At 70.0% G+C, this 21,383-nt stretch carries 20 protein-coding genes; 10 read left to right on the top strand and 10 right to left on the bottom strand.

The annotated features are described in order from the left end of the window. Positions 1 to 38: 38 nt before the first annotated feature. Positions 39 to 686 carry a maleylpyruvate isomerase family mycothiol-dependent enzyme gene (locus tag C6Y44_RS15145; protein ID WP_088898437.1) on the top strand — a complete coding sequence of 216 codons (648 nt, stop codon included), beginning with the start codon at positions 39 to 41 and terminating at the stop codon, positions 684 to 686. A gap of 16 nt (positions 687 to 702) precedes the next feature. Then, a complete protein-coding gene (locus C6Y44_RS15150) occupies positions 703 to 1,269 on the top strand; it encodes a DUF488 domain-containing protein (protein WP_159418077.1) in 567 nt (188 codons plus the stop codon). Positions 1,270 to 1,299: 30 nt separating this feature from the next. Here C6Y44_RS15150 and bsaP read toward each other — a convergent pair whose 3' ends face one another. Together bsaP and bioB are read right to left on the bottom strand one after the other, a co-directional pair. After that, a complete protein-coding gene (gene bsaP, locus C6Y44_RS15155; RefSeq protein WP_159418076.1) occupies positions 1,300 to 1,500 on the bottom strand; it encodes a biotin synthase auxiliary protein BsaP in 201 nt (66 codons plus the stop codon). Next, positions 1,500 to 2,513, bottom strand: a complete 1,014-nt coding sequence (gene bioB / locus C6Y44_RS15160) for a biotin synthase BioB (RefSeq protein WP_088898478.1) — start codon at positions 2,511 to 2,513, stop codon at positions 1,500 to 1,502. Before bioB ends, bsaP begins: the two co-directional genes overlap by 1 nt. A gap of 161 nt (positions 2,514 to 2,674) precedes the next feature. On the opposite strand from bioB, the gene C6Y44_RS15165 reads away from it, so the two are divergent. From C6Y44_RS15165 to C6Y44_RS15190, 6 genes are all read left to right on the top strand, one after another. After that, the gene (locus C6Y44_RS15165; RefSeq protein WP_088898440.1) at positions 2,675 to 3,301 is read left to right on the top strand and encodes a TetR/AcrR family transcriptional regulator C-terminal domain-containing protein; all 627 of its coding nucleotides are present in this window, start codon (positions 2,675 to 2,677) and stop codon (positions 3,299 to 3,301) included. Between the two features lie 42 nt (positions 3,302 to 3,343). Beyond that, positions 3,344 to 4,633 (top strand): SWIM zinc finger family protein, encoded by a 1,290-nt coding sequence (locus C6Y44_RS15170; RefSeq protein WP_088898441.1) that lies wholly within the window; start codon positions 3,344 to 3,346, stop codon positions 4,631 to 4,633. Then, complete coding sequence (locus tag C6Y44_RS15175) at positions 4,630 to 6,030, top strand: DUF5691 domain-containing protein (RefSeq protein ID WP_192378484.1); 1,401 nt, start codon at positions 4,630 to 4,632, stop codon at positions 6,028 to 6,030. Before C6Y44_RS15170 ends, C6Y44_RS15175 begins: the two co-directional genes overlap by 4 nt. A gap of 149 nt (positions 6,031 to 6,179) precedes the next feature. Then, on the top strand, positions 6,180 to 7,253 hold the full coding sequence (locus C6Y44_RS15180) for an ATP-binding protein (protein WP_159419196.1): 1,074 nt from the start codon (positions 6,180 to 6,182) through the stop codon (positions 7,251 to 7,253). Next, positions 7,250 to 9,451, top strand: coding sequence for a DUF5682 family protein (locus tag C6Y44_RS15185; protein WP_159418074.1), 2,202 nt, complete (start codon positions 7,250 to 7,252; stop codon positions 9,449 to 9,451). Before C6Y44_RS15180 ends, C6Y44_RS15185 begins: the two co-directional genes overlap by 4 nt. Then, positions 9,448 to 10,605, top strand: a complete 1,158-nt coding sequence (locus C6Y44_RS15190; RefSeq protein WP_088898444.1) for a VWA domain-containing protein — start codon at positions 9,448 to 9,450, stop codon at positions 10,603 to 10,605. The genes C6Y44_RS15185 and C6Y44_RS15190 overlap by 4 nt, the downstream gene beginning before the upstream one ends. Positions 10,606 to 10,654: 49 nt before the next feature. Here C6Y44_RS15190 and C6Y44_RS15195 read toward each other — a convergent pair whose 3' ends face one another. Further along, positions 10,655 to 12,259: an MFS transporter gene (locus C6Y44_RS15195; protein WP_174247135.1), complete on the bottom strand. Its 1,605-nt coding sequence runs from the start codon at positions 12,257 to 12,259 to the stop codon at positions 10,655 to 10,657. 111 nt (positions 12,260 to 12,370) lie between these two features. On the opposite strand from C6Y44_RS15195, the gene C6Y44_RS15200 reads away from it, so the two are divergent. Then, positions 12,371 to 13,366 carry an iron-siderophore ABC transporter substrate-binding protein gene (locus tag C6Y44_RS15200; RefSeq protein ID WP_192378485.1) on the top strand — a complete coding sequence of 332 codons (996 nt, stop codon included), beginning with the start codon at positions 12,371 to 12,373 and terminating at the stop codon, positions 13,364 to 13,366. A gap of 37 nt (positions 13,367 to 13,403) precedes the next feature. Here C6Y44_RS15200 and C6Y44_RS15205 read toward each other — a convergent pair whose 3' ends face one another. The 6 genes from C6Y44_RS15205 to C6Y44_RS15230 form a co-directional block, all read right to left on the bottom strand. Beyond that, positions 13,404 to 14,150 carry a succinate dehydrogenase/fumarate reductase iron-sulfur subunit gene (locus C6Y44_RS15205; RefSeq protein ID WP_159418071.1) on the bottom strand — a complete coding sequence of 249 codons (747 nt, stop codon included), beginning with the start codon at positions 14,148 to 14,150 and terminating at the stop codon, positions 13,404 to 13,406. Between the two features lies 1 nt (position 14,151). Next, complete coding sequence (locus C6Y44_RS15210) at positions 14,152 to 16,068, bottom strand: fumarate reductase/succinate dehydrogenase flavoprotein subunit (RefSeq protein ID WP_159418070.1); 1,917 nt, start codon at positions 16,066 to 16,068, stop codon at positions 14,152 to 14,154. A 45-nt stretch (positions 16,069 to 16,113) separates the two neighbouring features. Next, a complete protein-coding gene (locus C6Y44_RS15215; RefSeq protein ID WP_088898448.1) occupies positions 16,114 to 16,950 on the bottom strand; it encodes a hypothetical protein in 837 nt (278 codons plus the stop codon). After that, positions 16,947 to 17,234, bottom strand: coding sequence for a hypothetical protein (locus tag C6Y44_RS15220; protein ID WP_016694393.1), 288 nt, complete (start codon positions 17,232 to 17,234; stop codon positions 16,947 to 16,949). Before C6Y44_RS15220 ends, C6Y44_RS15215 begins: the two co-directional genes overlap by 4 nt. 104 nt (positions 17,235 to 17,338) lie before the next feature. Beyond that, the gene (gene bioD, locus C6Y44_RS15225; RefSeq protein WP_159418069.1) at positions 17,339 to 18,052 is read right to left on the bottom strand and encodes a dethiobiotin synthase; all 714 of its coding nucleotides are present in this window, start codon (positions 18,050 to 18,052) and stop codon (positions 17,339 to 17,341) included. Continuing rightward, positions 18,049 to 19,188 (bottom strand): 8-amino-7-oxononanoate synthase, encoded by a 1,140-nt coding sequence (locus C6Y44_RS15230; RefSeq protein ID WP_159418068.1) that lies wholly within the window; start codon positions 19,186 to 19,188, stop codon positions 18,049 to 18,051. Before C6Y44_RS15230 ends, bioD begins: the two co-directional genes overlap by 4 nt. A gap of 99 nt (positions 19,189 to 19,287) precedes the next feature. Between C6Y44_RS15230 and C6Y44_RS15235 the strand changes: the two genes are divergently transcribed. Further along, on the top strand, positions 19,288 to 20,076 hold the full coding sequence (locus C6Y44_RS15235) for an alpha/beta fold hydrolase (protein WP_159418067.1): 789 nt from the start codon (positions 19,288 to 19,290) through the stop codon (positions 20,074 to 20,076). 9 nt (positions 20,077 to 20,085) lie between these two features. Here C6Y44_RS15235 and C6Y44_RS15240 read toward each other — a convergent pair whose 3' ends face one another. Next, positions 20,086 to 21,375 carry an adenosylmethionine--8-amino-7-oxononanoate transaminase gene (locus C6Y44_RS15240; RefSeq protein WP_159418066.1) on the bottom strand — a complete coding sequence of 430 codons (1,290 nt, stop codon included), beginning with the start codon at positions 21,373 to 21,375 and terminating at the stop codon, positions 20,086 to 20,088. Positions 21,376 to 21,383: the final 8 nt, after the last annotated feature.

Consider the following 21,383-nt stretch of genomic DNA (forward strand, 5'->3'; position numbering starts at 1 on the left):
CGGATCGCGTGTCCGGCGGACCCAGGTCAGGTGATCCCATGAACGTCGACGACATCTGGAACACGATCGACGAGCAGCGCGCACGAACCGCCGACCTGCTGGAACAACTGACCGACGACGAGTGGCGTCGGCCGTCGCTGTGCGAGGGCTGGACCGTGCGCGACGTCGCCGCGCACCTCACGCTGCAGCAGCTCACCGTGGTCGATTTCGTCCGCATGGTCGTGCGTCATCGCGGCGGGGTCAACACGATCATCCGCGAGTCCTCTCGCGACCGTGCCCGGCGACCGACACAGGAGTTGATCGCGGACCTTCGGGGAATGATCGGCTCCCGGCGGCACAACGTGGGCATCACCCCGCTCGAGGCCATGATCGATCTGCTCGTCCACGGCCAGGACATCGCGGTACCGCTGCAGCGCGACCTGCCGATGCCACCGGATGCCGCCGCGGCCGGCGCCACTCGGATGTGGTCCACCCGCGGCACCGGCAAGGCCCGGGTCTTCGCCGACGTCCCGCTCGACGGATTCCGTTTCAGTGCAACCGATACCGAGTGGTCCTCCGGTTCCGGACCCGAGGTGCGGGGACCGATCTCCGCGATCCTGTTGCTGCTCGCCGGCCGTCGTGCGGGGTTGTCCCGGTTGGAGGGCGACGGCGCCGAGGAACTACGCCGACGGGTGGCGCCCGCGTGATGGGACGATGGGTGCCATGAGTGCCGACTCCCGCGTCCTGTGGACCATCGGCCACTGGACGTGTCCGCAGTCCGTCCTGCTCGACACGCTGACCTCGGCCGACATCGAACTCGTCGTCGACGTACGGAAGATGCCCGGTTCGCGCCGCAGCCCGCAGTTCGACGCCGACGAGATGCCGTCCTGGCTCGACAGTGCCGGGATCGGCTATCTGCACCTCACCGAACTCGGTGGCAGGCGGCCGAAACAGAAGGGTATCGATCCGGCCCTCAACGCGGGCTGGAAGAACGCGAGTTTCAAGAACTACGCCGATTACACCCTCACCGACGACTTCGAGGCCGGATTGGAGCGCCTCACCGAACTGGCCGAGCACCGGCACGTCGCGATCATGTGCGGTGAGCCGATGCCGTGGCGCTGTCACCGGCTGTTGATCGCGAACATCCTCGCCGCACGGGGATGGACCGTCGTGCATCTCGTCAACAACGCGAAGCCTCGACAGCACGTGCTGGGACAGTGGGGCGCGACGCCGTCGGTGGATTCCGACGGGGTCGTGACCTATCCGGGCGATCCCGACGACGATGGGTAGAACCCGCCGGCCGTCGAATCGGGTCGGTGCTCAGCGCTGTTCGCTCATCAGCGAATCGACGGTCCCGTGGCGCGAACACCGTGCCCACCACCCGTCCGGCGCGATCTGGACGATCATCCGCCGACCGCACCGAGCGCAGAACCGTGGCGGTTCGAGTCCGAGTTGCACTGCTGCGGAATGGGTCCGGACCGTCCCGTCGACGATCGCTTCGCCGGTGAACGGATCGAACATCAGATCGTCTCGCCGAGGGCCTTGATCGGCATCTTCAGTTCGCCGAGCAGATCGAGGTCGGTCTCCGCCGGCCGGCCGAGCGTGGTGAGATAGTTGCCGACGATGACGGCGTTGATCCCGCCGAGGATCCCCTTTTGTGCGCCGAGATCGCCGAGCGTGATCTCGCGGCCGCCGGCGAACCGGAGGATGGTGCGCGGCAACGCCAATCGGAAGGCCGCCACGGCCTTGAGCGCCTCGGTGGCGGGCAGCACCTCGAGGTCACCGAAAGGGGTGCCGGGGCGCGGGTTGAGGAAGTTGAGCGGCACCTCGTCGGGCTCGAGCGCCGCGAGGTCGGCTGCGAATTCGGCTCGCTGCTCGACGGTTTCACCCATCCCGAGGATGCCTCCGCAGCACACCTCCATACCTGCCTCGCGGACCATGCGCAGCGTCTCGAAGCGCTCCTCCCAGGTGTGGGTGGTGACGACCTTCGGGAAGTGCGAGCGGGCGGTCTCGAGGTTGTGGTTGTAGCGGTGCACGCCCATCGCGACGAGCCGGTCGACCTGGTCCTGGGTGAGCATGCCGAGCGAGCACGCGATCTGGATGTCGACCTCGTTGCGGATCGCCTCGATACCGGCCGCGACCTGCGAGAGGAGGCGCTCGTCGGGTCCGCGTACGGCCGCGACGATGCAGAACTCGGTGGCTCCGGTCTTGGCGGTCTGCTTCGCGGCCTCGACGAGCGACGGGATGTCGAGCCGGGCGGCACGCACCGGCGAGGCGAACAGGCCGGACTGCGAGCAGAAGTGGCAGTCCTCGGGGCAGCCGCCGGTCTTGAGGCTGATGATCCCCTCGACCTCGACCTCCGGTCCGCACCATGCCATGCGCACGTCATGGGCGACCGCCAGCAGGTCGTCGATGCGGTCGTCCGGCAGCTGCAGGACCTCGAGGGTCTGGTCACGGTCGAAGCCGATTCCGCGACCCAGCACCTGGTCGCGAGCGATTTCGAGGATGTCGGTGCGGGCGGGCGCCTGGGTCACTGCCGTCTCCTGGGGTGGCGAGAACTTGAACATCGTTCAATTGAACAGCGTTCAGGTTAGGGCGAAGCGTCCGATAGTGTCAAAGGCACGAATCCTTCGGTTCGGATCCCCCGTGGCGTGGTACCGCCGCGGGCAGCAGGAGAAGCGGGAGCGAAGAAGCAGTGCAGTTGCGACGCGGCGACGTCCTCGACGGCGCCATGGCGATCCTCGACGAGTACGGGCTCGGCGACCTGACGATGCGCAAGCTCGCGTCGTCGCTCGGCGTCCAGCCCGGCGCGTTGTACTGGCACTTCCCGAACAAGCAGACCCTGCTCGGCGCCATGGCCGACCGCATCCTCGACGGTGTCGACGAACCGCCCGCGAGCGACGCCTGGGACGAGGCCCTTTCAGAGCTCGCGCACCGTTTCCGTGCCGCACTGCTCGCCCACCGCGACGGCGCCGAACTCGTCGCCTCGAGCTACGCCTCCCGGCTGACCACCTCGTCGGCCCGCGACGCCTTCGTCGGCACCGCGGAACGCGCGGGTCTGTCGCGGGCGTACGCCGAACTCACCGGCTACGCGCTGTTGCACTACGTGCTCGGCCACACCGTCGACGAGCAGTCCCGCGCGCAGCTCGAGGAACTCGGCGCGCTCACGCGCGCACCGCTGTCCCCCGAGGTCGCGACCGAGCAGCCGGCCGAGGCCGACGACGACCTGCTCGACGGCGACCCCGCCGTCCGGTTCGAATTCGGTCTGCGGTTGTTCGTCGACGGCATCCGCGCACGTCTGGAGACCCGTGCGACATCCTGATCCCACCGTTCCTGTCGGACCCGCCTCGTACCTTCGACGCTCGTGACCGCCCCCTGGACCCTCCAGCAGATCAACGCCGTCGCGCCCGATCCGTCCTCGATGACGGCTGCGCGCGGCGTCGCCTCCGCATGGCTCGAGACCGGTCACGACATCACCGCCCTGTGGGGACTGTGCCGCGGACGCGGCACCACGCCGTACCGCACGGCGATCGACCCGAGCGCTCCCGCCTACACGTGCACGTGCCCGAGCCGGAAACTGCCCTGCAAGCACGCCCTGTCACTGCTCGTGCGCTGGTCCGAGGGTGCCGTGCCGGCCGCGCAGGCACCCGACTTCGTCACCGGATGGCTCGCCGCCCGCGTCGCGTCCACCACACTTCCCGCCCCGGTGGACGAGCCGGTCAAGGCGCCCGATCCGGTGACCGCCCAGCGCCGCGCCGAGCGGGTCGCGGCAGGACTCGACGACCTCGACCGCTGGCTGACTGACCGCATCCGGCACGGCCTCGGGGCGGTGGATCACGGCTACGACACCTACGAGACGATCGCCGCCCGCATGGTCGACGCCCAGGCTCCCGGCGCGGCGTCGGCACTGCGCACCCTGGCCACCGTCGTGAACGACGAAACCGATTGGCCTGCCAGGCTGCTCGCCGAGTACGCGCGCCTGCACCTGATGACCGTGGCGTACCGACAGCGCGACGATCTGCCGAGGCCGCTCCTGCGTTCGCTGCAGACCCATCTCGGTTTCAGCACCCGTAGCGAGGAGGTCCGCGCCGAACCGGCTGTGCGCGACCGCTGGCAGGTCCTCGCCGTGCGCGTCACCGAGGAGAGCCGGATGTTCACCCGCAAGACGTGGCTTCGGGGGCGGTCGAGCGGACGCTGGGCGATCCTGCTCGACTTCGCTCACGGAACAGCACGTTTCACCACGCCGCTCCCCTTCCCCGGTTCGCTGGTCGACGCCGATCTGCACTTCTACCCCGGCGCGGCCCCACTGCGAGCCGTGCTCGGCCGACAGCACGGGGAGACGGAGCCGTTCACGACCCTGCCCGCCACCGGACTCGACGCTGCGCTGGACGAATACGCCCGCATGCGCGGAGCAGATCCGTGGTTGCGCACCTGGCCCGTCCTGCTCGACGCGGTCACCCCCACCGACAGCGAGGACGGCTGGTACGTCGTCGACCCGTCCGGACGGGCACTGCCGCTGGCCGGTGACGACGACAGCCGCTGGCGGCTGCACGCCGTCGCGGGAGGTCGTCCCGTCACGGTCTGCGGCGACTGGGACGGAACCGCTCTCGCTCCCGTCTCACTGTTCACCGAAGGACAGGTGATGACCTGGTGACCGCCCTGCCCGAATCGCTTACGACCGCAGCACTTCTCGGCACGGCACGCTCCGCGCCGGAGTTCGACACGCTGCACACGGCCGACGCTGCGCGCGAACTCGCCGGAGACCCCGCCGCGACGCTGCTCGCCGCCGCCGCACTGGAGACGACCTTCCTCACCGCCGCGACCGTGCCCGTGGTCCGCGAACTGCCGTCGCCGGCCCCGGACGACGACCGTCCCGTCCTCCCCGGCGCGGCTGCCGAACGCCTGCGCGCGCTGCTCGCCGTCCGCTCCCCGCTGCTCGACGAGTGGTTCGAGGTGGCGGCCCGATTCCGCGCGTCGCACGACATCGTGGTCGACCTGCTGACGGTCGCGACCACCGACGCGGTGCACCGCGACCGGCTGGTCGCGCTCACCGGTTCCCGCGGACGCTGGGTGGCAGCGCGCAACCCGGAATGGGCCGATCTGCTGCCGCCCGACCCGCTCGACGACACGCCCTGGCACGCCGGTCCGCCCGCCCGGCTACGCCGATGGTTCGAGGCGCTGCGCGCGCACGACCCGGCCGCGGCGACGGCGACACTCGCGGCGTCGTGGGGTGCGCAGACCGCGGCCCAGCGGGCCGAGCTCGTCGCCCTGCTCGCGGTCGGTCTCGGTCCGCACGACGAAGACCTGCTCGAACGCGCCCTCGACGACCGCAGCCGCAAGGTCCGTGCCGTGGCACTCGACCTTCTCCCCCGCCTGCCGGACTCCACGTTCGCGCGGCGCATGGCCGAGCGGGTGCGGCAGTGGTTGCTCGTCGACGGCTCGACCGTTACGCTCGCTGTTCCCGACCGGCCGGACGAGGGCGCACTCCGCGACGGTCTCGTCGACGATCCGGCCCGCGATCTGCTGGTGGCGGCGGTCGCGGCGGCTCCGCTGTCGATGTGGCGCGAGCACGCCGGAGACACGGTGCTACCGGAGTTCGACGTCGACGACACCGTCCGCACGGCACTGACGGAGGGGTGGGGCCGCGCGGCGGTCCGGCAGCGCGACGGCGACTGGGCTGCGGCGTTGCTACGACGCGACGGCACCGTCGACGCGGCGGTCGCGCAGGTCGTGCCCCGCGACATCCTGCTCACGCACCTGCGCGATGTGTCGCCGTCCGCGGTTCTCGACGACACGCTGCTCGCCGCGCTCCCGGCGCCGTGGCCGCGCGATGTCGCCGAGAAGGTGCTCACCGCGCTGTACACGAAGCTGACGACCACCCGCGTGGTGCGCGACGTGCTGACGTTGCTCGCCCACCGGGCACCCTTCGAGTTGGCCGACCTGCTGGCCGACGCCGCGAACCGCACCGACGATCTCGGTCGCCTGCACCTGTTCGCGAGCGCAGCCGACACCCTGACCCTCCGCAAGACGATCCACGAGGAGCTGAGTTGACCGACTTCGAGTCGACCCCTGCAGTTGTCGGCACCGATGAGGCCGAGGCGTCCGATACCGGCACGTTCGAGACCGGCGGGCCCGACGAATCCGGCGCATCCGACACCGCCGGGCCCGACGTATCCGACACTGCCGGGTCCGGCACCGACCTGCTGCGCCCGCACGCCGAACAGCAGTACGCGGACGAACTCGCAGCACTCGCGCGACTCGACGACCGGCCGCGCCCGCCGTCGTGGCAGCTGTCGCCGTGGGCCGTGGTGACCTACCTGCTCGGCGGCGAACTGTCCGACGGCACCGTCATCACCCCGAAGTACGTCGGCCCGCGCCGATTGATGGAGGTCGCCGTCGCGACCCTGGCAACCGACCGGGCACTGCTGCTGCTCGGTGTGCCGGGTACCGCGAAGACCTGGGTGTCGGAGCATCTCGCCGCCGCGATCAGCGGTTCGTCGACCCGGCTCGTACAGGGAACGGCGGGCACGACCGAAGAGTCGGTGCGGTACGGCTGGAACTACGCGCGGCTGCTCGCCGAAGGGCCGAGCGCCGCCGCGCTGGTCGCCTCCCCGGTCATGACCGCGATGCGCGACGGCGCCGTGGCCCGTATCGAGGAACTCACCCGCATCCCCGCCGACGTGCAGGACGCGCTGATCACCATCCTGTCGGAAAAGATGCTTCCCGTCCCCGAACTCGGCATCGAGGTGCAGGCGACGAAGGGGTTCAACGTCATTGCCACCGCCAACGACCGCGACCGCGGGGTCAACGACCTGTCGTCCGCGCTGCGTCGACGGTTCAACACCGTCGTGTTGCCGTTGCCGGCGAGCGAGGAGGACGAGGTCTCGATCGTCACCCGCCGCGTCGAACAACTCGGCGCCGCACTCGAACTGCCGGCCGTGCCCGCGGCCGCGGAGGAGATCCGCCGCGTCGTCACGGTGTTCCGGGAGCTGCGCAGCGGTGTCACGACCGATGGCCGGACCAAGCTGAAGTCCCCGTCGGGCACGTTGTCCACCGCCGAGGCGATCTCGGTGGTCACGGGCGGTCTGGCCCTGTCAGCGCACTTCGGCGACGGGGTGCTGCGGCCCTCCGACGTCGCGGCCGGAATCCTCGGATCGGTGGTCAAGGACCCCGTCTCCGATCGCGTGGTCTGGAACGAATATCTCGAGGCCGTCGTCCGGGAACGCGGCGACTGGACCGATTTCTACCGGGCGTGCCGGGAGATCACCGGGTGACCGACGTTCTCTTCGACCGCGCGGCTGCGCCCGCGGAGATCCGGGTCTTCGGAATCCGGCACCACGGGCCGGGTTCGGCGCGCGCGGTCCTGCAGGCACTCGCGGAGTTCGAACCCGACACCGTCCTCATCGAGGGTCCGTCGGACGCCGATCCGGTGCTCGCGCTCGCCGCGGCCGACGACATGGTTCCGCCGGTCGCATTGCTGGCCTACGCCCGCGACGAACCGGCGCAGGCCGCGTTCTGGCCGTTCGCGGCCTTCTCGCCCGAGTGGCAGGCCCTGCGGTGGGCGTACCTGCACGACGCCGACGTGCGGTTCTGCGATCTTCCGGCGGCGATGTCGCTCGCCGCCGAACGCGAGGTCGGCGACCGCGCGACCGACGATCTGCTCGGCATGCTCGCCCGCGCCGGCGGCTACGCCGATTTCGAGCAGTGGTGGGATGCGGTGGTCGAGCACGGCACCGCACAGGCCTTCGACGAGATCACCGACGCGATGCGGGCGCTGCGCGAAGATGTCGGGATCGACGACCACACCGCGCGACGCGAGGCGCACATGCGGCAGGTGCTGCGCGCGACGGTCAAGGCCGGGGCCCGCGCGATCGCCGTGGTGTGCGGGGCGATGCACGCGCCCGCACTGACCGGCCGACTCGGACCGGCCGCCCCCGACGCGCGTCTGCTCAAGGGCATGCCCAAGGTCAAGACCACTCTCACGTGGGTGCCGTGGAGCCACTCCCGGTTGTCGCTGTCGTCGGGCTACGGCGCCGGCATCACCTCGCCAGGCTGGTACCACCACCTGTTCACACAGCCCACGGACACGACCGCACGCTGGTTCACCCGCGTGGCCCGTGTCCTGCGCAAGGAGGATCTGCCCGTCTCGAGCGCCCACGTCATCGAGGCGACGCGCCTCGCCGACACGCTCGCGGCACTGCGCGGTCGCGCGGTGGCCGGACTCGACGAGGTCGTCGAAGCGACCCGATCGGTGCTGTGCGACGGCGACGACGTCCTGCTCGACCTCGTCACACGGCGGCTCGTCGTCGGCGAGGCACTCGGTTCGGTCTCCGAGGACACCCCCACCGTCCCGCTCGACACCGACCTGCAGCGGAATGCGAAGTCGTTGCGTCTCAAGCGGTCCGCCGAAGCGAAGAACCTCGATCTGGACCTGCGCCGCGAGATCGACGTCGCGCGGTCGCGACTGCTGCACCGCCTGGCGCTGCTCGGGATCGACTGGGGCACGCCCACGGAGAGCGAGGTGCGCTCGACCGGCACGTTCCGCGAGACCTGGACGCTGCGGTGGGAACCCGAGTTGTCGGTGGCGATCGTCGAGGCGTCCCGGTGGGGCACGACGGTGGAATCCGCGGCGGGTGCCACGGTGGGCGACCGTGCCGCACGCTCCGGGATCGCGCTCGCCGACCTCACCGAACTCCTCGAACGGGCGTTGCTCGCCGACCTGCGGACCACGATCCCGTCGCTGGTGACGGCGATCGATGCGGCGGCCGCTCTCGATCACGATGTGCTGCACCTGATGAGCGCACTGCCGACCCTCGTGCGCACCGTCCGGTACGGCGATGTGCGAGGCACCGATCTGTCCTCCCTGGAACACGTCTGCGACGCCCTCCTCGCGCGGGTGTGCGCCGGTCTCCCGGCGGCGGTCACCGGCCTCGACCACGACGCCGCCGATGCGCTGCGCACCGCGATCGACGATGTGCACCTCGCTCTCGCACTGCGCGAGGACCCGAGCGCGACCGGTCGATGGCTCGACACACTGACGTCGGTGAGCGAGCGCGACGACGTCGACGGGCTGCTCGTCGGCCGCACCACCCGGATGCTGCGCGACACCGGCCGACTCGGCGAACACGACGCGGCCGTGCGGGTCGCGCGAGCGTTGTCGGTGGGGTCACCCGCACCCGCGAAGGCGCGCTGGATCGACGGTTTCCTCGGCGGGGGCGGGCTCCTGCTCGTCCACGACAGCGCACTGTTCGACCTCGTCGACGAATGGATCAGCGGCCTCACCGACGACGATTTCGTCGACGTCCTACCCGTCCTCCGACGCACCTTCGGGTCGTTCGCCTTCGGTGAGCGACGCCTGCTCGGACAGACGGTGCGGGGCGAACGCACCCGCGGCACGGAGGCACCGCCGGCCGTGGACCGCGGCCGGATCGCCCTGACCGCCACCGCGTCGATTCTGGGAGTGTCTGCATGACAACCGAATCCGGCGACACCGAACGCCTGCGCCGCTGGCGGCTCGCACTCGGCGAGGCCGCGGAGGACTCCACGGGATCCCTGTCCTCGGCCGACGACAATGCGATGGACGCCGCGCTCGCCGCGCTGTACGACAGCGCGCCCGGCGACGGCACGGCACCGCGCACCGCAGGTCTCGGCGCATCCGCACCCAGGGTGGCGCGCTGGCTCGGCGACATCCGCACCTACTTCCCGACATCCGTCGTCCAGGTGATGCAGCGCGACGCCGTGGATCGGCTCGGGTTGACCCGGCTGCTCCTCGAACCCGAGATGCTCGGGGCCGTCGAACCGGACGTGCACCTCGTGGGCACGTTGCTGAGCCTGAACCGCGTGATGCCGGAGACCACCAAGGCGACGGCACGGACGGTCGTCGAGAAGGTCGTGCGCGAGATCGAGGCTCGCATCGCGCAGCACACCCGCACCGCCGTCACGGGTGCGCTCGACCGGTCGTCGCGGACGTCGAATCCGAAACTGCGCGACATCGACTGGGATCGCACGATCCGCGCGAACCTGGCCCACTACCTGCCGGAGCATCGCACGGTGGTGCCCGAGAAGCTGGTGGGCTACGGGCGCCGCTCCCAGGCGGTGAAGCGCGACGTGGTGCTCGCGGTGGACCAGTCCGGGTCGATGGCGTCGAGCGTGGTCTACGCGTCGGTGTTCGCGGCGGTCCTGGCGTCGATGCGGGCACTGCGGACCTCGCTGGTCGTCTTCGACACCGCGGTGGTGGATCTGACCGACAAGCTCGCCGATCCGGTGGACGTGCTGTTCGGCACCCAGCTCGGCGGCGGCACCGACATCAATCGGGCGATCGCCTACAGCAGGTCGCTCATCACGCGCCCGGCCGATTCGCTGTTCGTGCTCATCTCGGATCTGTACGAGGGCGGCATCCGCGCCGAGATGCTCTCGCGCATCCGGGAGATGCTCGCCGCGGGTGTGCAGGTCGTGGTGTTGCTGGCGCTGTCCGACGACGGGGCGCCGTCCTTCGACCGCGACAACGCTGCGGCGCTCGCCGAACTCGGGGTTCCCGCCTTCGCGTGCACGCCCGACCGGTTCCCGGAACTGCTCGCCGTCGCGCTCGAGCGGGGTGACGTCGGACGCTGGTCGCAGTCCGGGTGAACGCCGGAGACCCGTACGGGGTGGCGATGACGGTGCGGCGATCCGGGGTTCAGTGGGCCGGTTCCCCAGGGGAGCCGACCGTGACGTCGCCGTCCTCCTCGGCGTACCGCTCGAGCAGCGCGATCTCGGTGGCGCGGGACGGGAACACGAAGGCCACCAGGGCCGCTCCGACCAGCACGATCGCAATCGCGGCCGTGTAGGCGCGGGTGTCGCCGTCGAGGAAGGCCGACCGGGCGGCCTCGATGATCTGCGGTGCGTACTGCGGATAGTGTTCGGCGATCCCGACCGCACCGGCGAACGACTTCTCCAGTGCGGTCTCGGTCTGCTCGTCGACCGCCGCGGCCTGCGGACTCGCCGCGATCGTCGCGGCGAGCGAGGCCGAGTACCCGGCCGTGAGAAGTGCGCCGAGGATCGACTGGACGATCGCGCCACCGAGATCGCGTTGCAGATCGGCCGTGCCGGAGGCCATCCCGGCACGGGCGACCGGCACCGAGCCGGTGAGCGAATGCGAGGCCGGGGTACCGGCGAGACCGACACCGGCTCCGAGGCACACGAAGCTCAGGGCGACCACCCAGTAGTGCGCGTCCTCATCCCACAGCATCAGTGCGACGACGAGCCCGGCCACGATCGCCACGTAACCGGACAGCAGCGTGAAGCGGGAGCCGCGCGACCCGACGAGTTTCGCCGATTGCGGCGCCACCAGCACCATCACGAATGCTGCGGGCAGCGCCGCCGATCCGGCCGCGAGCGTCGAGTAACCGAGCACGTTCTGCAGGTACTGCTGACTGATGTACATCGTGCCCATCAGGGTGCCGAACACGATGATGCCCGCAACGGCCGCGACCCAGAACACGCGACGCCGGGCGACCCGCAGGTCGAACAGGGGATTCGCCGCGCGCAGCTGGCGCATGACGAAGAGGACCACCGCGACGAGAGCGATCACGAGAGCGGACACCGCGATGGTCTCCATCCCGTCGACGGGCACGAAGTTGATGCCGAGGACGAGCGAGCCGACCAACACGATCGAGACCACGCCGCCGAGATGATCGACCGGATCGGTCGACTCGTTGACGTGGCTCGGCACGAACATCCAGGTCAGGGCGAAAGCGATCAGCGCGAGCGGGATCGTCACCAGGAAGACCGAACCCCAGAAGAACTGTTCGAGCAGGGTGCCGGCGACGAGCGGGCCGAGCGCGGTCAGGCCACCGCCGATCGACGACCACAATGCGATCGCGCGCGTGCGGGCTGCGCCCGACCACAGTGCGGTGATCAGGGCCAAGGTGGTGGGGAACGCCAGACCGGCGGAGACACCGCCGAGCACCCGCGCCGCGAACAGCACCTCGGTGCTCGGCGCGAACCCGGCGACCGCCGAGGCCGGAACCGACAACGCCATGCCGAGCAGCAGCATCGTCTTGCGTCCGTAACGGTCGCCGACGGCACCGAGGTAGAGCACCGACGCGGCGAGGCCGACGGAATAACCCACGGCGACGAGGTTGAGCTGGGTCTGGCTCGCGTCGAACGCCTTCCCGATCTCGGGCAGTGCCACGTTCGCGACGGCGAGGTTCAGGTTCGCCACGGCGGCGACGAGGATCAGCGAGGCCAGCACCGGCTTCGCGCGTGCCGGCCGACCGTCGTCAGGTGGGGTCACGGACACATAGTGCGCGCTCGAGCGGCTGCCCTGCGCGGTTTCCGGCGGGTTTTCACCTTCGGTCACCCACCGGGTTAGGATCGCCTCACTTGTTGATCGACAGACTCGAGGCCCGTCATGACACGCCGATCCGCTGCGTTGCTCCGTTCCGCCGCTCTGTTCACGGCCACCGCGATCGCGCTGACCGCGTGCGGGTCGTCCGACACGGAGTCCGACTCCGGTTCGGCGCCGGCCGACGGCGCCTTCCCCGTCACCGTCGACACGAAGTTCGGGGAGGTCACCATCGAATCCGCCCCCGAACGCGTCGCGGCTCTGGGCTGGGGCGACGCCGAAACTGCACTGGCCCTCGGCGTTCAGCCGGTGGCGGCGAGCGACTGGCTCGCCTTCGGCGGCGACGGCGTGGGGCCGTGGGCGCAGGGGCTGTACGACTCGCCGCCGGAGCTCATCGGCACGATCGAGCCGTCCTTCGAGATGCTCGCGGCGCAGGAGCCCGATCTGATCCTCGACACCAAGAGTTCCGGTGAGCCGGCCCGCTACGAGACGCTGTCGGGGATCGCCCCCACCGTCGCCGGACCGGAAGGCAGCGACGCCTATCTGACGTCGCTCGACGACCAGGTGACCTCCGTGGCAACGGCTCTCGATGTCCCGGACAAGGGCGCCGAGCTGCTGTCGCAGATCGATGCGGACTTCGAGCAGGCCGCCGCCGACAACTCGGAGTTCGCGGGCAAGACCGTCACCGTCGCCTCCTACACGTCGGAGGGGTGGGGCGCCTACGTCGTCGGCGACTCGCGCGTCGACTTCATGACCGAGCTCGGCTTCGTGAACAATCCGCAGGTGCAGGCCGCGGCGACGGACGATTTCTTCATCACCGTCTCCGACGAGAACCTGAACATGCTCGATGCCGACCTGCTGATCGTGCTGCCGATCTACGTGCCGGCCGCCGAGGTGACCGACAACCCCGTCTTCCAGCAGATCCCGGCGGTGCGCGACGGCCGGTTCCTCGTGCTCGACAGCGATTCCGATATCTCTGCGGCGTTCTCGACGAACTCGGTGCTGTCGGTTCCGTTCGCGCTCGACGAGCTGGTTCCGCTGGTGGCCGAACGCGTGAACTGAGCCGGTTCCTGCGTCCGGTCCGGTCCCTGCTTTTTGCTCAGCGCCGGAACAGCTTGTTGCCGAGCCAGACGATCGGGTCGTAGCGGCGGCCGGCGACGCGTTCCTTCATCGGGATCAGCGCGTTGTCGGTGATGTGGATGTTCTCCGGGCACACCTCGGTGCAGCACTTGGTGATATTGCACATGCCCAGGCCGTGCTCGTCCTGCGCGACGTCGCGCCGGTCGGCGACGTCGAGCGGGTGCATCTCGAGTTCCGCGATGCGCATGAGATAGCGGGGACCGGCGAAGGCCTCCTTGTTCTCCTCGTGGTCGCGCACCACGTGGCAGACGTTCTGGCACAGATAGCATTCGATGCACTTGCGGAACTCCTGGGAGCGCTGCACATCGACCTGCTGCATCCGGTACTCCCCCGGCGCCAGATCGGGAGGCGGCGCGAAGGCCGGTATCTCGCGTGCCTTCCGGTAGTTGAACGAGACGTCGGTGACGAGATCGCGGATGATCGGGAAGGTGCGCATCGGGGTCACGGTGATCGTCGCGTCGAGATCGAACAGCGACATGCGGGTCATGCACGTCAGGCGCGGGCGGCCGTCGACCTCCGCCGAACACGATCCGCACTTGCCCGCCTTGCAGTTCCAGCGCACGGCGAGATCCGGTGCCTGGGTGGCCTGCAGGCGGTGCAGGATGTCGAGGACGACCTCGCCCTCGTTGACCTCGACGGTGTAGTCCCGCAGTTCCCCGCCGTCGGCGTCGCCCCGCCAGATCCTGAACGCCGCCTGGTAGCCCATCTCAACCCCTCCGTCCGGGATGGTCCGCGAGTTCCTCGTCGGTGTAGTACTTCCCGAGTTCGTCGATGTCGAACAGCTCCAGCAGGTCGGGGCGCATCGGTTGCTGCTGTTCGGCGGTGACCGTCACGTCGGGGACGAACGGGTCGCCGCCGTCCAGGCGACAGGCGAGCAGGGTGCGACGCCATTCGGGGTCCATCGACGGATGGTCGTCGCGGGTGTGTCCCCCGCGGCTCTCGGTGCGCTGCAATGCCGCCCGCGCGACGCACTCGCACACGAGGAGCATGTTCCGCAGGTCCAGGGCGAGATGCCAGCCCGGGTTGAACTGGCGGTGTCCCTCCACCGCGACGTTGCGGATCCGGGTGCGCAGCGTGTCGAGTTCGCGCAGGGCGCGTTCGATCTCGTCCGCGCGGCGGATGATGCCCACGAGATCCTGCATGACCTGCTGCAGATCGGTGTGCAGGGTGTACGGGTTCTCGGCGCGGTCGGCATCGGCCGGGTCGAACGGCGAGAGTGCCGCGCGGGCGGCGGTGTCGATGTCGGTCTCGGCGACGGTCGGGCGCGAGGTGAGGGCCTGCACGTAGTCGGCGGCGCCGAGACCGGCCCGGCGACCGAAGACCAGCAGATCGGACAGCGAGTTCCCGCCCAGCCGGTTCGATCCGTGCATCCCACCGGAACATTCCCCGGCGGCGAACAGTCCCGGGACCGCGGCGGCGCCGGTGTCGGGATCGACTTCGATGCCGCCCATCACGTAGTGGCAGGTCGGGCCGACCTCCATGGCCTCGGCGGTGATGTCGACGTCGGCGAGTTCCTTGAACTGGTGGTGCATCGACGGCAGGCGGCGCATGATCTCGGAGGCCGGCATCCGCGAGGCGATGTCGAGGAAGACTCCGCCGTGCGGGGTGCCCCGACCCTCCTTGACCTCGGAGTTGATGGCGCGGGCGACCTCGTCGCGCGGGAGCAGGTCGGGTGTGCGGCGATTGTTCTCCTGGTCCTCGTACCAGCGGTCGGCCTCCTCCTCGGTCTCCGCGTACTGGCCTTTGAACACCGGCGGGATGTAGGAGAACATGAATCGTTCCCCCTCGGAGTTCTTCAGCACTCCGCCGTCGCCGCGCACACCCTCGGTGACGAGGATGCCCTTCACACTCGGCGGCCAGATCATCCCCGTCGGGTGGAACTGGACGAACTCCATGTTGATGAGGGTGGCGCCGGCGCGCAGGGCGAGGGCGTGCCCGTCGCCCGTGTACTCCCACGAGTTCGACGTGACCTTCCACGACTTGCCGATACCGCCGGTGGCGATGACGACCGCGGGCGCCTCGAACAGCACGAATCGTCCGGTCTCGCGCCAGTATCCGAATGCGCCGGCGATGCGTCCCTCCGCATCCTTCAGCAGTTCGGTGATGGTGCATTCGGCGAAGACCCGCACCCTGGCCTCGTAGTCCCCGTGCTGGGCGTGGTCCTCCTGCTGCAGCGACACGATCTTCTGCTGCATCGTGCGGATGAGTTCGAGTCCGGTGCGATCACCGACGTGCGCAAGTCGCGGATAGGTGTGGCCGCCGAAGTTGCGCTGGCTGATCCGTCCGTCGGGGGTGCGGTCGAACAGTGCTCCGTAGGTCTCCAGCTCCCACACGCGGTCGGGGGCCTCGCGGGCGTGCAGTTCGGCCATCCGCCAGTTGTTGAGGAACTTGCCGCCACGCATCGTGTCCTGGAAGTGCACCTGCCAGGAGTCGCGGGGGTTGGCGTTGCCCATCGCGGCGGCGCATCCGCCTTCGGCCATCACGGTGTGGGCCTTGCCGAACAGGGACTTGCACACCACGGCGACGGAGAAGCCGCGCTGCCGCGCCTCGATCACCGCGCGCAGCCCGGCGCCGCCTGCTCCGATCACGACGACGTCGACCTTGTGCCGTTCGACATCCACCATCCGTGTTCCCCCTCCTCCGGTGCGGCCGGTGTCGTGCCGTGCGCGTCAGCCGATGAACCGCAGATCGGCGATGGTGTCGCTCGCCACGAGCATGATGTAGAAATCCGTGAGGATCAGGGTCCCCAGCGTGATCCACGCGAACTGCATGTGCCTGGCGTTGAGTTTCGAGACGAACGTCCAGATCCGGTAGCGCACGGGGTGTTTCGAGAAGTGCCGCAGGCGCCCGCCGGTGACGTGCCGGCACGAGTGGCACGACAGCGTGTAACCCCAGAGCAGCACGACGTTGATGAGCAGGATCAGGTTGCCGAGTCCGATGCCGAATCCGCTCGGGCTGTGGAAGGACAGGATGACGTCGTAGGTGTTGATCAGCGACACCACGAAACCGGCGTAGAAGAAGTAGCGGTGCGAGTTCTGCAGGATCAGCGGGAACCGCGTCTCGCCGGTGTAGTGCCGGTGCGGTTCGGCGACCGCGCACGCCGGCGGCGACAACCAGAACGATCGGTAGTAGGCCTTGCGGTAGTAATAGCAGGTCAGCCGGAAGCCGAGGAGGAACGGCAGCGACAGGAAGGCGAGCGGGATCCACATCGGGAGTTCGCCGACCCACGTGCCGAAATGGCGGGCGCCGTCCACGCAGGACGCGCTCACGCACGGCGAGTAGAACGGCGTCAGGTAGTGGTAGTCCTCGACGTAGTAGGCGCTGCGCACGAACGAGCGGATCGTCGCGTACACCACGAACACACCGAGACCGAGGACGGTGAGTGCGGGTGTCTGCCACCAGCGGTCGATCCGCAGCGTCCGCGCGGTGATCCGTGCGCGGCCCTCGGAGCGGACGCCGGTGGCCGGCTCACCGCGCGCCGCCGGCGTCGCCTCGGAGGTGCTCACCGCGAGCCGTGCAGCCCGCCGAGACCTTCGTCGTCCGTATCCGTTCCGCGGAACAACGAGTCGTCGTACGGCGTATCGGGAATCGGGATGCGTTCACCGAGACTGTTGACGACCTCGCGCGGAGGATGTTCGGCGAAGTCGCGTATGTCGATGTCGAGACGTTCGACGTCGTTCGACAGCCTCTTCACCGGGGCTGCGTCCCCGTAGCGCGATCGTAGGGATCCGAGGCATTGGCGCAGGTGGGCGGCGGTGCGCTGAAGTTCCTGCAATTCGCTGATGGACATCAGTACCTCCGGGCCGAGCGGTCGACATGTCCCTTCCGTAGCGGGTATCGGCATGTCGCGCCGGCCGACACGATGGGAACAGGCCAGTTGCAGTGTGGCATCCATCACAGTACAGCGGAAGTTCCGCCCGCACGCCGTTTCGTCGGGAGCGGCAGATCCGACCACCGAGAGGCACGGGTGGCGAAGACGCGAGCGTCGAGAGCGCCGCTGCCGGCCGGGATCCTGCCCACGACGGGGACGCCTGTGACGTCGGGAAGGTCGTCGAGATTGCACCGTTCCGCCAGATCCGGTGCAGTAGGCCAGGATCCGATGATCACCCCCGGACACTCGACCCCTGAAGAGCGGAGCGCGGCCACGGTGAGCGCGGTGTGGTTGAGCGTGCCCAGTCCCGCGGCGGCGACGATCACCGCCGGCGCTCCGAGCGCGGCCGCGACGTCGGCGAGGGTGAAGCCGCCCGCACCGAGCCGGACGAGCAGACCTCCCGCACCTTCGACCAAAGTGAGGTCGTACTCGGCGTCGAGCACCCGGACGGTGTCGACGATCTCCTCGAGGGTGAGCAGCGGGCGTCCGCTGCGCCGCGCGGCGGTGTCGGGTGCGAGCGGATCGGGATACCGCGCGAGTTCGACGAGCCGGACACGGTCCCCGGCCAGTCGCCGGATCTCCTGCAGGTCGCCCGGCCCGTCGTCCCTCACGCCCGTCTGGGCGGGTTTGCACACCGCGACCCGCAGTCCCGCGGCCACGGCGTTCGCGGCGAGTGCCGCGGTCGCGACGGTCTTGCCCACATCGGTCGACGTGCCGGTGACGACGAGGATGCTCACGCCCGGGCTCCCGCGAGGACGTCGGTGAGCACCTCGTCGACGAGGGCGCGTTCGTCGTCGGTGAGGTTCGCGCGTGCCGTCAGGCGCAGCCGCGAGGTACCGGCCGGAACCGAGGGCGGCCGGAAGCAGCCGACGTGCACGCCGCGGTCGCGGCACTTCGCCGCGGCGTCGGCGGCGACGTGCGGGTCGCCGAGGATCACCGACACCACAGCGGACGGCGGCACCTCGACGCCCGTGAGACGAGCGAGGTGCGCGGCCTGCTCGAGCACTGCAGCGGCACGGGCGGGTTCGGCGCGCAGCACCTTCAACGCACCCCGGGCGGCACCGACGGCGGCCGGGGCGAGTCCGGTGTCGAAGATGAAGGTGCGGGCGGTGTCCACGAGATGTTCCCGTACACGCCCGTCGGCGAGGACGGCTCCGCCCTGGGAGGCAAGGGATTTCGACAGCGTCGCGGTGACGACCACATCGGGCGCGCCGGCGAGACCCACTTCGTGGACGAGTCCGCGGCCCCCCGCGCCGCGGACCCCCACTCCGTGGGCCTCGTCGACGAGGAGCAACGCGCCGTGCGCTCGGCAGACGCGATGCAGTTCCCGCAGCGGCGCGAGGTCGCCGTCGGTGCTGAACACCGAGTCGGTCAGGACGAGCGCGCGGGCTTCGGCGCGGGTCGCGAGGGCGTGCGCGACCGCGTCGACGTCGTTGTGCGGGGTGACGACGATCCTCGAGCGGGACAGCCGGCACGCATCGACGAGCGAGGCGTGACCGCCGGCGTCCGAGACGATCAGTGCGTCCTTGCCACCCAGGGCGGCGACGGCACCGAGGTTCGCGGCGTATCCGCTCGAGAACACCAGGCCGCTGTCGGCCCCGACGAAGTCGGCGAGTTCGCGTTCGAGGAGTTCGTGTTCGGCGGTGGTACCGGTGACCAGCCGCGATCCGGTGGCGCCGGCTCCCCATCGCCGCAGGGCAGCGGTGGCTCCCGCGAGGACCTCGGGATGGCCGGTCAGGCCGAGATAGTCGTTGGAGGCGAGGTCGACGACGGTCGAGCCGGGGGTGCGGACGACGGGGTCGCGGTGCAGACCCGCTGCGCGTCGCGCCGCCGCGGTGTCGTCGAGCCACGCCAGGGCGGGATGTGCGGTCATGAGCGGTGACCATACTTGAACACCGTTCAAGTCGCCATGTCGGTCGACTCGGGTCGTAGGCTCGGACGGTCCGGCAGACCCCGACGAAAGGCAGGTGACGTGGTCGTCCACATCGAGTCCCGGGACGGAACGACGATCGGATTCCGCAGGCTCGGGCAGGGACCGGGTCTCGTCGTCGTGCACGGCAGCATCGCGACCGGGGACGAATGGTCGCGCGTGGCCTCCGTCCTGGCGGACCGCTTCACCGTCCATCTCGTGGACCGGCGCGGGCGCGGGCTCAGCGGCGACGCCGACGCGTACTCGATCGACACCGAGATCGCCGACATCGCCGCGGTTCTCGACGCCGCCGGACCGGACGCCTCGCTCGTCGGGCACTCCTACGGCGCACTGTGCGCCCTCGCGGCGGTCGCCTCGGGAGTCGACGTGCCCGGACTCGTCCTCTACGAACCGCCGGTGCCGGTCGCCGGGCCGCTCGCCGGAGCCGCCCTCGCACCGTATGCGGCAGCAGTGGACGCCGGGGACCTCGACCGCGCGCTCACCATCGCCATGATCGACATCCTCCGCGTCCCCGCCGCGGGGGTCGATCGGCTACGCGGAACCCCGATCTGGTCCCGGATGGCCGAACTGGCACCCACCTGGGTGCGCGAACTGCGCGTCATCGACGGTCACGGGCCGGACGTCACGGGGTACGCCTCGGTCACGACCCCGACCCTGTTCCTGCAGGGCTCGCGGACCGCGCAGCACCACGTCGTGGCCACCGAGGCCCTGCGGGCCGTCATGCCCGACACCCGGCTGGTCGAGTTCGCGGGGCACGAGCACTTCGCGCACGTCACCACCCCGACGGCGGTGGCCGACGCGATCGCGGAGTTCCTCACCGCCGTCCGCTGACCCCTTCGGTCACCGGGTGTTCGCGCCGACGGCGGCGATCATCCCCGAGGTGATCGCCGCGAGATCGTCGGCCGAGCAGATGTAGGGCGGCATCGCGTAGACGAGATTGCGGAACGGCCGCAGCCACACCCCGGCCGCCACGGCGGCGTCGGTCGTCGCGCGCATGTCCACCGGATCGGTGAGTTCGATCACGCCGATGCCTCCGAGGATGCGGACGTCCGCGACCCCCGGCAACTCGCGTGCCGGCGCGAGTCCCTCCGTCAGTCCCGCGTTCACGGCCGCCACCTCGGCTCGCCAGTCGCGGGAGAGCAGCAGTTCGACCGCCGCGACGGCGACGGCGCATGCGAGCGGGTTGCCCATGAAGGTCGGGCCGTGCATCACACCGCCGCCCTCCCCCGCGCTGATCGCCTCGGCGACGGCCCGCGTGCACAGTGTCGCCGCGAGGGTCATGTATCCGCCGGTGAGTGCCTTGCCCACGCACATCACGTCCGGGCTCACCTGCGCGTGGTCGGCGGCGAAGAGTTCGCCGGTGCGCCCGAAACCTGTCGCGATCTCGTCGAAGATCAGTACCAGTCCGTGCTCGTCGCACATCCTGCGCAGCTCGCGTAGATACCGCGGGTCGTGGAAGCGCATGCCGCCGGCACCCTGGACGACCGGCTCGACGACGATCGCGGCGAGCTCGTCGACGTGCTCGAGCAGGACCGCTTCGAGCTGCGCGACGTAGTCGGGATCGAAACGGGCCGGTGGGGCGGGGGCGAAGACCTGTCGCGCGAGCATGTCGGTCCACAGCGCGTGCATGCCGCCCTCCGGGTCGCACACGCTCATCGGGGCGAAGGTGTCGCCGTGGTAGCCGCCGCGCCAGGTGAGCAGGCGACGCCGTCCCGGTCTACCGACGGCACGCTGGTACTGCACCGCCATCTTCACGGCCACCTCCACCGACACCGAACCCGAGTCGGCGAGGAAGACCGTGTCGAGACCGTCGGGGGTGATGTCGACGAGCAGTTCCGCGAGACGCGCGGCCGGCTCGTGCGTGAGGCCTCCGAACATCACGTGGCTCATCCGGTCCAACTGATCGCGGACCGCCGCGTCGAGGACGGGATGCCCGTATCCGTGCACCGCGGCCCACCACGAACTCATGCCGTCGACCAGCTCACGACCGTCGGCGAGGACGATCCGGGTACCGTGGGCACGGTCGACCACCAACGATTCGGTGGTCGCTGGAAACGCGCCGTAGGGGTGCCAGAGGTGCCGAGCGTCGAGGGTGCGGATCCGCTCGACCGGGAGAGGAGAGTTGCCCACGCCCAGAC

The sequence above is a fragment of the Rhodococcus rhodochrous genome (assembly GCF_014854695.1).
Classification (GTDB): Bacteria; Actinomycetota; Actinomycetes; order Mycobacteriales; family Mycobacteriaceae; genus Rhodococcus.

Excerpts from the sequence above, each read along its gene's own strand:
- C6Y44_RS15145 (WP_088898437.1), top strand. The coding sequence starts at position 39 with ATGAACGTCGACGACATCTGGAACACGATCGACGAGCAGCGCGCACGA.
- C6Y44_RS15150 (WP_159418077.1), top strand. The coding sequence starts at position 703 with ATGAGTGCCGACTCCCGCGTCCTGTGGACCATCGGCCACTGGACGTGT.
- bsaP (WP_159418076.1), bottom strand. The coding sequence starts at position 1,500 with ATGTTCGATCCGTTCACCGGCGAAGCGATCGTCGACGGGACGGTCCGG.
- C6Y44_RS15190 (WP_088898444.1), top strand. The coding sequence starts at position 9,448 with ATGACAACCGAATCCGGCGACACCGAACGCCTGCGCCGCTGGCGGCTC.
- C6Y44_RS15200 (WP_192378485.1), top strand. The coding sequence starts at position 12,371 with ATGACACGCCGATCCGCTGCGTTGCTCCGTTCCGCCGCTCTGTTCACG.
- C6Y44_RS15205 (WP_159418071.1), bottom strand. The coding sequence starts at position 14,150 with ATGGGCTACCAGGCGGCGTTCAGGATCTGGCGGGGCGACGCCGACGGC.
- C6Y44_RS15210 (WP_159418070.1), bottom strand. The coding sequence starts at position 16,068 with ATGGTGGATGTCGAACGGCACAAGGTCGACGTCGTCGTGATCGGAGCA.
- C6Y44_RS15220 (WP_016694393.1), bottom strand. The coding sequence starts at position 17,234 with ATGTCCATCAGCGAATTGCAGGAACTTCAGCGCACCGCCGCCCACCTG.
- C6Y44_RS15230 (WP_159418068.1), bottom strand. The coding sequence starts at position 19,188 with ATGACCGCACATCCCGCCCTGGCGTGGCTCGACGACACCGCGGCGGCG.